At 63.0% G+C, this 15,820-nt stretch carries 8 protein-coding genes; 2 read left to right on the top strand and 6 right to left on the bottom strand.

Annotated elements, in window-relative coordinates; translation table 11 throughout:
- Position 1 precedes the first annotated feature (1 nt).
- The 4 genes from KY49_RS39200 to KY49_RS08200 all read right to left on the bottom strand — a co-directional run bounded on the left by KY49_RS39200 (position 2) and on the right by KY49_RS08200 (position 12,904).
- A complete protein-coding gene (locus KY49_RS39200; protein ID WP_442854609.1) occupies positions 2–4,471 on the bottom strand; it encodes a hemagglutinin repeat-containing protein in 4,470 nt (1,489 codons plus the stop codon).
- An 18-nt stretch (positions 4,472–4,489) separates the two neighbouring features.
- Positions 4,490–8,446, bottom strand: coding sequence for a two-partner secretion domain-containing protein (locus tag KY49_RS39205; RefSeq protein WP_442854610.1), 3,957 nt, complete (start codon positions 8,444–8,446; stop codon positions 4,490–4,492).
- Positions 8,447–8,898: 452 nt separating this feature from the next.
- Positions 8,899–10,491: an ABC-F family ATPase gene (locus KY49_RS08195; RefSeq protein ID WP_042584123.1), complete on the bottom strand. Its 1,593-nt coding sequence runs from the start codon at positions 10,489–10,491 to the stop codon at positions 8,899–8,901.
- Positions 10,492–10,657: 166 nt separating this feature from the next.
- Positions 10,658–12,904, bottom strand: a complete 2,247-nt coding sequence (locus KY49_RS08200) for an AsmA family protein (RefSeq protein WP_042584124.1) — start codon at positions 12,902–12,904, stop codon at positions 10,658–10,660.
- Between the two features lie 162 nt (positions 12,905–13,066).
- Here KY49_RS08200 and KY49_RS08205 point away from each other — a divergent pair, with 162 nt between their 5' ends.
- On the top strand, positions 13,067–13,765 hold the full coding sequence (locus KY49_RS08205; protein ID WP_042584125.1) for an ABC transporter ATP-binding protein: 699 nt from the start codon (positions 13,067–13,069) through the stop codon (positions 13,763–13,765).
- Complete coding sequence (locus KY49_RS08210; RefSeq protein WP_042584126.1) at positions 13,762–14,565, top strand: ABC transporter permease; 804 nt, start codon at positions 13,762–13,764, stop codon at positions 14,563–14,565. The genes KY49_RS08205 and KY49_RS08210 overlap by 4 nt, the downstream gene beginning before the upstream one ends.
- A 20-nt stretch (positions 14,566–14,585) precedes the next feature.
- On the opposite strand, the gene KY49_RS08215 is transcribed toward KY49_RS08210, so the two are convergent.
- Positions 14,586–15,056 (bottom strand): PliI family lysozyme inhibitor of I-type lysozyme, encoded by a 471-nt coding sequence (locus tag KY49_RS08215; RefSeq protein ID WP_042584127.1) that lies wholly within the window; start codon positions 15,054–15,056, stop codon positions 14,586–14,588.
- A gap of 131 nt (positions 15,057–15,187) precedes the next feature.
- A complete protein-coding gene (locus KY49_RS08220) occupies positions 15,188–15,739 on the bottom strand; it encodes a DUF6013 family protein (protein WP_042584128.1) in 552 nt (183 codons plus the stop codon).
- Positions 15,740–15,820 lie beyond the last annotated feature (81 nt).

A 15,820-nucleotide genomic window follows, 5' to 3' on the forward strand; every position in this document is an offset into this window, starting at 1 on the left:
ATCACCCACCTCCAACCGGACGATCAAACCGAAATATCCGCCCTTTAGAATTCTGAAAGAATATAGTATTAAATCCACAGCCATTGGGCTTACCCCACGTCCGCGCAGCAATAGAGACCATATCAGCATTGGACAAATCCGCCTGCACAATAACACCGTTGGCTTGATCGAATTTTCCTTCAATGTTACGAACAATGCTATTCGGATTAATGTTTTCAGGCGTATACACGTCAATTTGACCAACGCCCTTCACTGACAAGTCCGCAGTTCGAACACCGTCGACACCCTTCTGTGAAGCAGTAGGCTGATGACTTACATCATATCCCGCGTTCGCCAAACCTCGCCCTGCGCTAGTTTCGTTCGAATCCGGTGTGGCACCGGGCTCAACGGAAACTTTACCCTTAACGCTATCACTGTTATTAAGCGTCGCATTACCGGGAGCATATAAAGGAACGCCAGCTCCGGTTATCGAAGTAGCAACTTGACCGGCCGACGAGTCTACCAGCACCTGCCCCGGACTCGCCGCCGGCGGCTTACCGCCGCCCAACCCGATAACCGCGTTCAGCCCGTTGGCTATACCCTGCAATACCAGATCGAGCGCTGTCGTCTTCTTCCGGGGCGTGCCTTGTCCACTGGCCTCTTCAAGCGTGTCCGTATCCGTGTGGTTCCATTGGTTATACAGATTCACATTCGAAGCTGTAGCTGCGCCCGCTGTTCCGCCAACGAGCCAACCTAGCGCACCGACGAGCACATTGCCTGACACCTTCCCGGCAAGCGTCGAATCCGTCGCGCCAGCCACCTCCTTTGCAGCCTGCGCTGTCTGATCGGCCAGCAATGCTGCCAATCCCGCTCCAGCCGCCCCCTGCGCCGCGCTCCCGACTCCACCGCCGCCCAAGCCGCCGATGAGCGCTCCACCCGCAATATGCAGATAAACTCGGTTAGTTCCGCCTTCGGCCCACGAATCGGCCTCGGCTTGATAGGCGGCCTGCGCCGTCGTGTCGCCCGACGCCTTGGCGGCATCGGCTGCGCGTTGAGCCTCTTTTTGCTTCGTATCGGCATAAGCCCCGATGCCTTGCGCAACGACCTGACCTGCCGCCTGCGTCGCATTCATCAGGTCAGCCTGCTGATCCAGCAGGTGTTGCACGTCCGGCGTCTTCGAAACGCTTCCGTTCAGATTCGACGTGTCGCGGCTCAGGTTCGCCACGTCCTGCGTTTGACCCGCCGCGTTCGTGATATTGATCGCGCCCGCGCTGACACCACTACGCGTGGTCGCATGCTCGTTGCCGCTGTCCGATTGCGAAATCATCGGCGTCACGCCACCCGAACCGCTGACCGATCCTGGCCCGATTGCCTTGCCGGTGACGCCGACGCCGGCACCTGCGCTAAGGCCGCTGCTGTCCGCGTTGTAGGTCGAATGGTTTTCGATATCGCGATACGTCAGCGTGCCTGTCGTCAGCGTGTTCTTCGACGGATCGGCCGTGCTGGCGATCGCCGCGCCCGTCAGGTCGGTATTACCCTTGACGTTCACGTTGAAGCCGCCTTCACCAGCCTGAATTCCGGCCTGTTCGTTCACCCCTGCGTAATCGCCGTTTGCGTTGCCGTGGGACGAACTGAAGCTGGCGCTGCCACCGCCCATCGTACTGACACTGATACCGCCGCCAACACTGCTTTGATGCGCGCTGCTGACGGTCGTGTCCTGCACGCTGCGCATGTTCAGGTTGCCGCCGACGTCAGCGGTAACATTGCGGCCGGATACGTTCGAGCCGATCACATTCGTATCGCCGCCGCTGATCATCGTGACGCTGTTCGCGCCGGTCACGTGCGAATTGTTCTGCATCGCCGCGTCGCTGTTGCCGTCACCGTGTGCACGCGACATCGACGCCGAAACCCCGATGCCATTCGTGCCGATCGAGACACCGACGCTGCTGCCCGACGACGAATTCGAACTGCGCGTCGAATCGGTGTTCGTCGTGTTTTGCAGATCAATCTGATTCTTCGCAGCCAACAGCACATCGTTGCCAGATACGTTCGAACCAGCAACCGTAATATTGCCGCTGCCCGGTGTTCCGTTACCCGTCGCAATCAACGCAGTCGTACCACCAGCCGTCACACTCGATCCGCGCTGCGTCGTCTGGTTTTCCGACGTGTCAAGACGGCTATGGCTCGATCCGACGCTGACTTGAACGCCGATGCTCGGCGTACCGCCGCCGGCCAACGCGCCGCCGGTCAGTCCAGCCACACCCATCGCAGCATTACCAGCCGCCGCAATCGCGTGCAGGGCTGTCGCACGGCTATCGCCGGCACCGCTCTTTGCCGCCTGCGCCTGTTGATACGCGCCATTAATGGCATCGCCGATGCTGCCCGACAAACCAAGCGTGACACCACTGCTGCTTGTCGTCTGGCTATGCGTCCTGTTTCCAGTATCGGTTGCGGAATCGATGACGACATTTGCAGCCTTGCCCGTCAGGTCTTTTCCTGCAACCAGATCGCTTCCTGTCACGTGCAGGGTATTTCCGGTGCTGATACTCAGGTTGCCGTTGATCGAGCCGACTGCGCTTGCATTGTTCGTGACGCTCGATGCCTGATCCGTGGTCGCGAGTTTGTTGTTGCCGAACGAAACCGTCAGACCGCTCGTCATCAAGCCCGATTGCTGCTTCTGATAGTAGCTGGACGATTGCGTTGTATCTTGCGAGGTCTTGATATTGACATCGTGCGCCGCATTCAGCGCTACGTCGTTGGTACCGACGATCGTGCTGCCCGCGACGTTGATGTCTTTCCCGCTGGCGATATTTACACCATCGGCCGAGATCGTACTGCCGCTGCTGATCGTCGTAGTCTGGTCGATTCCGCTTGCGATCTTCGTTCCGCTCAACACGCCGCTACGGCTATGCGTTTCGTGCGAACTGTATTCGTGCGTCTCCGTCGCCGCGCCGACGTTCACATCGTCGGCCGCCAGCAGATTCGCGTTGCCCTTGTCGAGACTGATCGTGCTACCGGAAAGCGTAATGTCCTTGCCCGACACGATATTGACCGTGTCACCGCCTTTCAACGTCGTGCCGGTCACACTTTCATTCACGGCATGCAAAGTCGCCGCGGAACTGCGACCACGACTGCTGCTGGAACTATTGCTGTCGATGGTGGACGTTGCGCTCGCTGCACCAAGCGACACATCGCCCTTTACGGCCACCGTGCCACCTTGCCCAAGATCGATCTGCGTGCCCTTCGCCGTCAGGTCGCCGCCGACACCGATTTGCGACACGCCGCCGACCTTCACCGAACTGCCGACCGCCTGATTGACGTCCACGTCCGACACACCATTTGCGCGATGCACGACCGTGTGCTCGCCGGTTCGCTGCGCACCGAGATTCCAGTTGCCCCTGACCTGCATCCCCAAATTGCCGCCGACGTTCAGGTCTCCCGCGTTCTGCTGGAAATTCCCTCCAGTCACGATCGCCGCATTGCCCGCGACATCGATTTTCGCCTGCGGCCCGAGCGTCGTCGTGATGCGCGTTGCGCCCGTGTCGTTGACCTGTTTGACGGTTTTCGTTGCGGTATCGAGAATCAGGTCTTTCCCGGCGTCCAGCTGCAAGCTACCGGCCTTCACGTTCGCGGATGTCAGATCGACGTCGCCCGTCGTCGTCAGCTTCATCAAGCCGCCGCTTTGCAGCGCGCCGAATGCGTTGTCGATCTGCTTGCCTTCCACCGACAGCGTATTCGCCGCCTTCATCGTGCCGCTGTTCGTGAACGTTTGTGCGTTCTTGAGATCGATGTCGTTCGCCGCGATCAGCGGACCATTCCAGTTTTCCTGACTGGCTTTTGCCAGATAGACGACCGGCACCAAGACCGACTGTCCGCCAACGACGCGCGTCTCCATCAGGATCACGTTGCTCGTCAGTTGCGAAACCTGTTCAGGCGACAGGCTCATGCCGAGCGGAAGCTCGAGCGACTTCGACAGCGATGCACCGGCCGCCATCAGCGATTCGTACATCGACTGCGTATCCGTGTACGGTCCCAACACGGCCTTGCCCGTCAACGACGTAATTTCGTTGCGTACCAACTGCTGTTCGTAAAAGCCGTCGCCGAGCCGCTTCGGAATGTGCGTCAGGTCAACGCCGATCTGCTGGAAGAAATAATCGCTCGAAATGAAATTCTTTTGGTTCGTGAACGCCGGATTGGTCTCGATGACATACGGTGCATTCGGCGTAATGGTCGGCTTGAACAGCCCGCCTTGCGCAAGGGTGAGATTGTTCAGGACGTTGAGCGCAGTCGCGCTCGCGATGATCGGATTGACCATCGTCGGCGTGGTGCCGTGCACCGCGCCGGAATTGACGGGCAACGACTGACCGGCCACCAGTCCAAGCGACGGAATCGACGCGTTGCCTGCGGTGTTGTTGATGCTCGCGCCCGTACCTGACAACGTGCCATTCGTGACGAGCGTCGATTGATAATCGGGAATCTTGAATTCCTTCACGTCGGCCGGACCATTACATCATTTATCGCAGAATGAATATGTCCAGTCGTGTTCACTGTTGTCGTAGTTGTTGTAGTGATAATGCCCCGAATAGGTGACTGTCAGACCTGGTGCTTGCTGCCCCGATGCTTTCCAGCCGTCCGCATCGTAATTCGCCGGCATTTGGATGCCATTGACAGCGGCAATATTGCTCCAATAGTTTTGAAGCGTGCCAACCGACGATGCTCCGAGTTTGCCGCCCGAAACAATTTGGCCAGCAGGACTGATGTCTTTTACCGTATTCGCAGTCGCGACACCTGTATAGGTCGTGCGTTGATACCTGCTATTCCATTGGCCTTCATGGGGCGGATCAATAAAGATGCCGCCGATTTGCTTCCTCAATTGTTCGATGACGGAAGGATCAGCCTTTGCAAGATCAATCCCCGGAACATCATATGCGCCGTTGCATGCGTCCGTGAAATAGGCGGCGCAACCGGACATGCTGATCCCAAGCTGTTGCAACCACGCCGGATCGACGTTGCTGGTATAGCCGGTCGTCGTCATCACGCGACGCGTGTTCGTCACCTGATCGGCATGCAATTCCATGTCACCACCGGACTGGATCAATGCCGACTGGTTACGGATCAGTGCTGCATTCGTGTAATTCCCGTTCGCATCCTTGCCACCTGCCAGCACGACCTTGCCCAATCCGTAAATCGCCGTCTGCGCCATCGTGTCCGTCGCAGTCGTATCGTCCCGGTTTTCGATATCCCGCGATAGCAGTTCGAGCGTGCCGTTGCTATCCGATGCGCCAATCAGCGCAGTCGGACCGAGGTTCGACAATGTGCTGTCGGCAACGAGCGAAGCACTGCCACCGACCATCACGCCGGTATTAGTCAGCGTATTCGAATGCGTTTTCAGCAGATTCCCGGCCGCGATTGCGCCGCTGTTCACGATGTCGCCTGCGTGGATGGACAGGTTGTTGACCGATTGCAGGCCCGCACTGTTGGTGAACGTGCCGGGCAACGTGAACGCAAGATCATGACCCGCGCTGAATTGGTATGCGGGCGTGCTCGAAAAATCGCCCTGCAGATTCAGCGACGCATCATGCGCCGCACGGTACGCGCCGCCGCCAAGCAGCGTGCCAGCCGATACCGACAAGTCGTGCGTCGCACCGATTTGCCCGTTCGTGTTCGTAATCGCGCCGGTCGTTGCAACGTCGACATTGCCATCGGCGACGTTGCCGATTTTGCTATCGGTGTTGTCGAGCGTGTCGCTACGCACCTGAACGTTCGCCCCGCTCAGCTGCGCTCCATTCGTATTGACGATCGAAGCAGCTTGCGCGGTCACGTCGCCGTTACCGGTGATCGTGCCTGCGTCATTGACCAGTAGACTGCCGCCCTGGACCGATGTCGCGCCGGTGCCAAAATCCGCAATCAGCCCGCCCGAATTCTGAATCGATGCTGCGTGTACATTCAGCGTGCTCGTATCCGGACGAGCATCGGTGCCCGCTGCAATTTTCCCGTTCCGGTTGTCCAGCCTGCCGCCGCTCGTCAACGACATACCCGCTTGCGAGCGAATCAAGCCTTGCGAGTTCGCCAGATCGCCCGCGATGTTCGCGACAATGCCGTGACGCGCCGCGAAAGTCCCTTGCGCGTTGTTCCATGAACCCGCTTGAACAGCGGCCTGCCCATTGGTAACGACGGAGCCACCGACATTGCTGAAAGCACCTGTGCGGTTGCCCGGCTTCACCATCAGCGTGCCTGATCCGCCATGTGTGATCGTGCCGCCGTCGTTCAGCAATGTAGCCGATGCGAGCGTCAAGTCCGTGCTGTTGGTCTGCAGCGTGCCGCCTTGCGAATTATCGAGCGTGCCGGACACGTTGACCGCGATCGGACCGGTTCCGGTCTGCGTGATGACGCCGTTGTGATTGACAAGATCGGTGCCGTTCAACGCGACCTGTGTCGCCTGTACAGTGCCACCGCTGTTGTCGATCGTGGTGCCGTTCACGGTCGCCGACTGACCGACGATCGTGCCGTTCGCGTTCGACAAACGCGTGCCCGCATCGACCGTCACGGACTGTGCTGCCTTCAGCGAGCCGCCCGAGTTGTCAACGGCTTGCCCGGTCACGTGCAGGTCCGTATTGGCCGTGATGACACCTTGGTTGTCGACAGTACCGCCTTGTACGTTGACGCCACCGTTACCGCCGATCACCCCGCCCTGCGCGCCGGTTGCGGTCGTCCCGGCTGCATTGATCAATTGCCCGGTCGTCGTGATCGACAGGCCGTCGCCGTTCAACGACGTGACGCGCCCCGCACTATTGTCCAACGACGTTCCGGAAATATTCACTCCGCCTGCGCTTTGTATCGTCCCTTGGTTATTCGCGATCGCGCCGCCGTGCACCTGCATCGAGTCTTCCGATACGAGCGTGCCGCCCCGATTGTCGAATTGGCCGGACGACTGCACAGTCAGCGGACCTTGCGTCGATACCTTGCCGCCTTGGTTCGAAATGCTGCGCGCAGCGAGCGTTGCATGACTGCCGCTTGACAGGCTGCCGTGATCATTGATCAACGCACCCGCCGCATTGGCATTGACCGCCCCCTGTGCGCTCGTCGTCGCATTGGAAAGGTTCAGGTCGCCCGCGTTCGCCCTCAGCGAGAGATGGCCGTTTGCAGCCGTTTGACTGCCGGAAAGATTGACGGCGCCACCCGAAATCGACGCGTTGCCGCCTGCGACGTTCCGACCGGTCGCCGTCAGCTGGCCCGTGCTCGACACATTCAGGTCGCCGCCCTTTCCGACAGAACCGTCGTTATTGACGCCTGCGCCGAGCGTTCCCGTCGAATCGATGCTGCCCGCATTGACCGTCGTACTTTCCTGCGCCGCAAGCGTGCCACTGTTCGACATCGCGCCGCCGGTCGATACATTGACGTTCTGCTGTGCATACGTCGTGCCGGTGTTTTGAATACTGTTCGCGGTGGCGATCAGGTTACCGCTCGCAGTCGTCTTGCCGGTCAATACCAGTTGGCCATTCGACTGCAGCGTCAGATCGCCCGCTTGTGCGGCAATCGTTCCGGCGTTTGCGACACCCACGCCGTTCTCGTTCGATACGAGGAGGATGCGGTTGCTATACATCCCGCCGAGTTGGCTCACGTCGATCGCAATGGCGGGTGCAGCGCCCTCGCCGGCGATCGGCGTGGCGGCCAGCGTGTCGTGATTGACCTGATTCGCACCCGCGACGACGTTCAGGTTTTTCGCATACATTGCCGCGTTCGCCTGCACGGCACGGGAAATCAGGTCGACCTGATCGACATTCGCGGCATTGAGGCCCGCCCCTTGCACGGAAATCAGGCCACGGGTTACGTTGAACCCGCCGAGCGAACCATCGGCGCCATAGTACGGCTGGCCCGTCGTCAACGTCGCGCGGCTTGTATTGATGAATCCCCCGCCATCGACGACGATGCCGGACGGGTTCGCCAGGATGACTTCCGCGCGGCTACCCGCGACCTCGACATACCCTCGCAATTGGGACGGGTTCGCGCTGTTGACCTGGTTGACGATGATTCGCGCAGACTGGCCCGGACCAAAGTTCGGGTTGCCGTTGATGTAGCCCGCCTGCTGCGTCTGAACGATCGTAGGCGAGTTGTTCAGAATCGCGCCGTTTTTCTGGACGTCGAACTGGTTGTACGTATTCACGGACACGCCAGCCCCCGAAGGCGCAGCGATATTCACCTGCGGCAGGCCATTTTGCGTCTGGATGACGTGTGTGTTGGTGCCCGGCGTCGGCGCGATTTGCGCGCTACTCGGCAGCGGCACACCAAACAGCAACGCAGCGGCCATCGCGATGGGCCCACATACGACGCGAAATCGTCGCGATTCGAGCAAGGCGATCGATCCATGCGCAATTCCGGCCGCATGTGCCGCATTACCGTTTTCCTGAACGACAATCATCGCGCCCCGCGCGCGATTGAACACCACCCGATAGCGATTCTTGTTCATTCTTCATCCGACGCGGGTCGCGCCTCTGCTTCAGATTGCGATTGAATTCAATGTCCTCTCGGTCGTACGCCGTTAATCTGGACTGCAATGAGAATTAGGAGGACGATATTTTTCCTCATGCATGTCGTCATTGCACGCTTCAGACGCACCGCGTGCAATTGATCTCCTACTTCCATGAAGCGATCGTAGCAGACGCAACGTACTGCGCATTGTCAGAGATGATCAAATCGATGAGCGCAGTCTCGACTTTCCCTGCCTAATCCAGGACGTATACGCAGAAATATTCACGAATTAACTTTTTAAGAAACGTTTTCTAATTGTTAATTCTGAATAGACGTTGGTTTGGCAACCAGCGCCAACGACAAAATTCGGTTCCGAATACAAAAAAGCCCGCTAGGAATAAACCTGGCGGGCTTCTCGGGTACATCAGGATGGATACATCGGGAGGACCGTTACGCCTGCCCCTGGCTCGCGAGGAAGTCCTCGTAATTCCCGCCGAAGTCGGTCAGCGTGCCATGCGTGGTCACTTCGATGATCCGGTTCGCGAGGCCGCTGACGAATTCACGGTCGTGCGACACGAAGATCAGCGTGCCTTCGAACTTCTCGAGCGCGATCTGCAGCGACTCGATCGATTCCATGTCCATGTGGTTGGTCGGCTCGTCCATCAGCAGCACGTTGTGGCGGCCGAGCATCAGCTTGCCCCAGATCATGCGGCCCTTCTCGCCGCCCGACAGCACCTTCACCGACTTCTTGATGTCGTCCGCCGAGAACAGCAGGCGGCCGAGCGTGCCGCGCACCATCGTCTCGTCGTCGCCGTCCTTGCGGTACTGGTCGATCCAGTCCATCAGCGTGACGTCGTTCGGGAACTCTTCGTACGTGTCCTGCGGCATGTAGCCGACGTTCGCGTTCTCAGCCCACTTCACCGTGCCGTGATCGAGCGTCAGGTTGCCGAGCAGCGAACGCAGCAGCGTCGTCTTGCCCGCGCCGTTCTCGCCGATGATCGCGATCCGCTCGCCCGGCTGCACCGACAGGTTGAAGTTCTGGAAGATCGTGCGCTCGTACTTCTTCGTGATCTCTTCCGCGACGACCGCGACGTTGTGCAGCTTCTTCTCGTACTCGAAGCGGATGAACGGGTTCTGGCGCGACGACGGCTTGAATTCCTCGATCTTGATCTTGTCGATCTGCTTCGCACGGCTCGTCGCCTGGCGGGCCTTCGACTTGTTCGCCGAGAAGCGGCGCACGAAGTCCTGCAGTTCGGCCACGCGCTCCTTCGCGCGCGCGTTCGCGGCAGCCTGGCGCTCGCGAGCCTGCGCGGACGCGAGCATGTAGTCGTCATAGTTGCCCGGCCAGACCTTCAGCGTGCCGTAGTCCATGTCGGCCATGTGCGTGCACACCGAGTTCAGGAAGTGACGATCGTGCGAGATGATGATCATCGTCGAGTTGTACTCGTTGAGCGTGTCTTCGAGCCAACGGATCGAGTTGATGTCGAGGTTGTTGGTCGGTTCGTCGAGCAGCAGCACGTCCGGCTTCGAGAACAGCGCCTGCGCGAGCAGCACGCGCAGCTTCCAGCCCGGCGCGACGTCGCTCATCGTGCCGTTGTGGAACTTCTCGTCGATGCCGATGCCGAGCAGCAGCGCGCCCGCGCGCGCCTCGGCGTCATAGCCGCCGTACTCGGCGAACTTGGCCTCGAGCTCGGCCGCATGCATGTAGTCGTCGTCGGTCGCGTCCGGGTTCGCGTAGATCGCGTCGCGCTCGGTCATCGCGGCCCACATCTCGGTGTGGCCCATCATCACGACGTCGAGCACGCGTACGTCCTCGTACGCGAACTGGTCCTGGCGCAGCTTGCCGAGGCGCACGTTCGGCTCGAGCGCGACGTTGCCGCCGCTCGGCTCGAGGTCGCCGCCGAGGATCTTCATGAACGTCGACTTGCCGCAGCCGTTCGCGCCGATCAGGCCATAGCGGTTGCCCTCGCCGAACTTGACCGAGATGTTCTCGAACAGGGGCTTCGGCCCGAATTGCATCGTGATATTGGCAGTAGAAAGCACGGCAGATCCCGTTAGGAGGTAATCGACGGAAAACCGTGTATTTTAGCAGGAGTCGGTGAATCGCTGAGTCACACCGCGTTCGGCTGCCGGATAAACAGGGGCGTGTCGCAATTTTCGCGAGTGCGGCAGCCGGCGTCGCAGGCATCCCGGCCGCCGTGCGCGCCCGTCATTTGCCGACCTTCGCCGACACCTTCGTCGGCGTCTTCAGCTGCGCGAACAGCTCGCTGCACGGCACGTCCTTGTTGTTGCTCGGCGCGATCAGCGGGATCAGCGCGGCCAGCGGATTGATCAGCCCGAGGCCGACCATCGCGCCGGCGCGCAACGCGAGCGCGCCCGCATCGACGCCGACGTCCGGATTCTTGAACGTGCCCTTCACGTACAGCGGCGAGCGCAGCGAGAAGATCCGGAAGCCCTTCGTGTGCGGATGGACCTTCAGGTTCATCGATTCGTCGCGCAGGCTGATCGGGCCGTCGACGTTGATCAGCGCGTCGTCGGTGTCGAGCGCGAACACCTTCGTGTCGAGCACGCCGTTGGTCGCCTGGAAATCGACCGCCGCGCAGTTGATCTTCACGTCGCGGCCGCCGAACAGCTTCTCGTAGACGACGTTCGCGACGTTCAGGCCGGCCGCTTCCATCAGCAGCCGGCTGATCGCGCCGTTGGTCACGATCGCCTTCACCTCGCCGTTCGACGTCGCGGCGAGCGCGGCCGGCGAGTTGCCGGTCGCGGACAACGACGCATCGCCGTTGATCTCGCCGAGCGCCGACTGCATCACCTTCTGGGTCGGGAACAGCTGCTTGAGCTTCAGGTGCCGCGCGGCGACCGTGAAGCGGCCCTTGAGCGGCGCGCCGCTGCCGTCGAGATGCGCGGTCGTCGCGAGCGAGCCGCCCGCGACACCGAACTTCAGCGGCTCGAACGACAGCACGCCGTCCTGCATCACGACGTGCGTGTACAGGTCGGTGATCGGCAGGTCCGCGCTCTTGATCAGCTTGCGGCCGGTGAACTTGACGTCCGCGTCGAGCGCGCGCCAGCGGTCGGTGCGGAACGCCTCGACCGGCAGCACGCGGCCTGCCGGCTGGCGCGTCGTGTCGCCGCGCTGCGCCTTGCTCGCGGCGGTGTCCGCGCCGATCACCGGCGCGAGGTCGGAGAAGCGCAACAGGTTCGACACCAGCTCGCCCGACAGCTGCGGACGCGGCTCGCGCTGCGCGTAGGCGAGCGTGCCGCTCAGGTCGCTGCCACCGACCCGGCCGTTGAAGTTCTCGTAGCGGAACGTGCTCGCGTGCGGCTTGAAATTGCCGATCAGGCGCCCTTCGGTCGCATAGGGCGGCGTGTCAGGCAGCGTGATGCCGGTCAGCGCATACAGGTGCGACATCGTCGTGCCCTGCAGCCACAGACGCAGGTCGATCGCGGCAAGTTGTCTCGGATCGGTCAGCGTGCCGACGATCGCGAGGCGCGTGTCGCCCGCCTTCACGTCGGCCTGCAGCGGGAACGGCCGCGACGCGTCCTCGAGCGCGAGCACGCCGCCGAGCTTGCCGGTGCCGCTGATCGGCACGCCCTTGTAGCGGCCGTCGACCTTCACGCCGAATGCGTACGCGGGGCCGGCCGCCTTGGCGGTCGCGCGGGCGTCGCTCGCGCCGGAAGCCGAGGCGACCGCCGCGGCGGACGAAGCAACCGGCGTGAACGACGCGGCCGCCGCACTCGCCGCGTGCGCAGCAGACGCGCCCGACGCCGCCTCGGCGCTCGCCTTCGCGCTCAACTGCGCGGCGCCATGCTTGCCGACGCGCTGCGCCGACGCCGCACGCGACGTTTGCTCCTGCTCCTTCATCACGTCGCCGAGCGGAATCGGCTGGCCGAGCGTGTCGATCGCGATCGTCAGGTCGGCCTTCGTGATCGCGTCGCGATACGTGACCTTGCCCTTCGCGAAGCCGAAGCTGTCGAGCCGCACCTTCCACGGCGACGGCTGATTCGATTGCTTGAACTGGAAGGTCCACGTGTTGCGGCCGTCGGCGAGCCGTTCGAGATCCACCGCGGGATTGACGACGTCGATCGACGGAATGACGATTTCATGCGCAAGCAGCGGCAGGATCGCGAGATCGAAGCGCGCGGCGTCGAGCGTGACGAACTTCGGCGCCTTCGCCCAGTCGGGGTTGCCGATTTCGATCCGTGTCGCGGAGAGGCTCGGCCACGGCACCCACGCGCGCCAGCCGGTTTCGCCGTCGGGGCGGCGCCAGTCGACCTTGAGATCGCCGTTGATCGCGAATGGGCGGCCGAGCGCCGCGCTCACCTGTTCGTTGACCCACGGTTTCACGTGGTTCCAGTCGAACGTGAAGACGAACACGCCGGCCGCCGCGATCACGACCGCGACGATGCCGGCGATCCATGCAGCCGATTTGCCGATGGCTCGAGTAAGCGTCATGGCGGTTCCGTTGTTGTTCTCGATGCATGTCGCGCCATGCCGGGCCGCTTGCGTGTTGCGTGGACGAACGGCGCACGACACCCGCGCGAGCTTTTCGCTGGGTATTATGACGCACGCCTTCGCGCCGCTTCGGCGCCATTAACGCTTTTTTTCATTTGTGACATGACAGCCATCGGCCTCATCGACGCGCTGGGTGTGACCCGGCGGGACGCCAGAAGCGGCAAGATCCTGCTTGCCCCCACCGATTTCAGCCTGCCCGCGGGCGCGCGCGTTGCGATCACCGGGCCTTCGGGCTCGGGAAAGAGCGTGCTGCTGCGCGCGCTCGCGCTGCTCGACCCGCTCGACGGCGGCCGCGTGCTGTGGCGCGGCAGGCCGATCCGCCGCAGTGCGATTCCGCGCTATCGGCGCAGCGTCGCGTATCTGCGCCAGCGTCCCGCGCAGACGGACGGCACGGTCGAATCGCAATTGCGCTATCCGTATTCGCTCGCGGTCTATCGCGACCTGACGTTCGATCGCGCGCGTGCGGAGCAGCTCGCCGCGCGCGCGGGCCGCGGCGCGGACTTCCTCGACAAGCGCGCGAGCGAGCTGTCGGGCGGCGAGGCGCAGATCGCGGCGCTGCTGCGCGTGCTGCAACTCGATCCCGACGTGCTGCTGCTCGACGAGCCGACCTCCGCGCTCGACCCGGACTCGACGCGCGCGATCGAGGCGCTCGTCGGCGCGTGGTTCGATGCGGCGCCCGACGCACGCGCCTACCTGTGGATCTCGCACGATCCCGCGCAGGCCGCGCGGATCGGCACGCTGCGGGTGACGATGCAGGCGGGCGTGCTGAGCGCCGCACAAGCCATGGAGGTCGCGCGATGAATTCCGTCCTGCAGGATCTGAGCCTCGTCGACGTCGGCATCGCGGCGGCGCTCGTCGCGGTCAACGGCGCGATCTCGGCCGCGCTGTCGCTCGGGCTCGGGCGCCAGCTCGCGCTCGCCGCGGTGCGCACCGTCGTGCAGCTGCTCGCGATCGGCTACGTGCTCGGCTGGGTGTTCGGCCATGCGCACTGGTACGTCGTGCTGCCGCTCACTGCGCTGATGACGCTGATCGCCGGCTTCGCGGGCGCCGGCCGCGGCAAGCGCACCTATCGCGGGCAGCGCGTCGACAGCATCCTGTCGATCTGGGCCAGCAGTTGGATCGTCGCGGCGATCGGCCTGTTCGTCGTGATCCGCATTCATCCGTGGTATGCGCCGCAGTATGCGATCCCGATCCTCGGGATGATCCTCGGCAATACGCTGACCGGCGTGTCGCTCGGCGTCGAGCGGATGACCGAGGAGCTCACCGCGCGCCGCGACCGCGTGGAAACGGCGCTCGCGCTAGGCGCGACGCGCTGGGAAGCCGCGCAGGACGCCGCGCGGCAGGCCGTGCGCGCCGGCATGCTGCCGACGCTGAACCAGATGGCCGTCGTCGGCGTCGTCAGCCTGCCGGGCATGATGACCGGCCAGGTGCTGGCCGGCCAGTCGCCGCTGCAGGCCGTGCGCTATCAGATCGTCATCATGTTCCTGATCGCCGCGGCGTCCGCGCTCGGCACGGTCGGCGCGGTGCTACTGACCTATCGGCGGCTGTTCTCCGCCGATCATCGCTTCCTCGCCGCGCGGCTCGAAGAACGCGCGCATTGACATGCATCGGCGCGCCGCCGCTAACGCGCGCGCCGCTTGCCGAGTGCCTGCCGCAGCGCGGCGAGCACGTCGGCGTCGGGCGCCAGGGCGTCGACCGACGCAACGAGCCGCACCGCGCGCGGCGTCGTCACGTAGGCCTGCGCGCCGACATAGCTGCCGCTGCCGGCCGAGCGCGTCGTCACGACGAGCGCCTGCGGCGCCCGCGCGCCGAGGTCGGCCGTGAACGCGTCGGCGATCGTGCCGTCGCGCGGATGCAGCATGCCTGCCACGTAGTCGTCGGTGTCGAAGCCGGGCGCGGCGTGCGCGCTCGAATACACGCGCACCGCGTAGCTGCCCGTCGAGCACGGCTCGAGCGCGCCGCTCGACACGACGGCCGTCTGTTGCCGCGACGGCAAAGCGACCTTCTTCACGAAGCTGCAGTCGTCGGCCGCATGCGCGGGCGCGGCGACGAGCGCAGCGGAGGCGAGCAGCGCGCGCATTGGGTCTTTCATCGGGATTCCGTTCGGAGGCTGGGGGCATGCCGGGGAGGATAACGTGAAGTCCGCGTGACGTCACGCTGGCGGTCACAAGCGCAGCGTCATGCAACCGTTCCGTGTCACGCCGCGCTGCGCCCACGCACCGTTCAGCGCTTGATCGACACCGCCACCTTCGTGCCGTCGCTCATCGTGACGGTTTTCGATCCGCCGTTGGACGAGATCGTCAACCACTTCACCTGGCTCACCGACACGACGTTCGGGCACAGCAGCGACTTGCCGCCGACCGTCACGCTGCGCGTGCCTTTCGGCGCGGCCGCCTGGAAGCTCATCTGCACGTTCGCCATCCCCTTCGCGTCGATCGACGGCGCGAGCCGGACCTGCGTCTGCCGGACCATCGCGCCGTTCGCGTCGCGCGGCAGGTTGGCGGAATTCGGGCACTCGTCCGGCATCGCGACCGCGCCATCGGGCGGCACCGATTTCCAGTTGAAGTCGTCCGTCTCGCCCGAGCGGATCTTGCGCGTCTCCTGCGTGTTGCCGAACGCCTTCGAATCGACCTTGACGGTGTACTCGAGCTGTCCGGTACCGCCGCCCTTCAGGCTGCCCTTGACCGGCGGCGCCGCGAACACGCTGGCGCTGACGCACGCCGCCGCGATCGCGACCGACCACGATGCGGCGACCGACACACTGCGTTGGCTCATGCTGACCTCCTTGTTTTGCGGCGCTGGCGCGCGCCTCGCGGTTTTCGATGCATGATGCGCTGCCAGTCTACCGCCAAGCGG

Source organism: Burkholderia sp. MSHR3999 (genome assembly GCF_000833595.1).
Lineage (GTDB): Bacteria > Pseudomonadota > Gammaproteobacteria > Burkholderiales > Burkholderiaceae > Burkholderia > Burkholderia ubonensis.

Bases quoted from the DNA above. Each gene is read 5' to 3' on its own strand.
- KY49_RS39205 (WP_442854610.1), bottom strand. From the start codon at position 8,446: ATGAACAAGAATCGCTATCGGGTGGTGTTCAATCGCGCGCGGGGCGCG.
- KY49_RS08200 (WP_042584124.1), bottom strand. From the start codon at position 12,904: ATGACGCTTACTCGAGCCATCGGCAAATCGGCTGCATGGATCGCCGGC.
- KY49_RS08205 (WP_042584125.1), top strand. From the start codon at position 13,067: ATGACAGCCATCGGCCTCATCGACGCGCTGGGTGTGACCCGGCGGGAC.
- KY49_RS08210 (WP_042584126.1), top strand. From the start codon at position 13,762: ATGAATTCCGTCCTGCAGGATCTGAGCCTCGTCGACGTCGGCATCGCG.
- KY49_RS08215 (WP_042584127.1), bottom strand. From the start codon at position 15,056: ATGAAAGACCCAATGCGCGCGCTGCTCGCCTCCGCTGCGCTCGTCGCC.
- KY49_RS08220 (WP_042584128.1), bottom strand. From the start codon at position 15,739: ATGAGCCAACGCAGTGTGTCGGTCGCCGCATCGTGGTCGGTCGCGATC.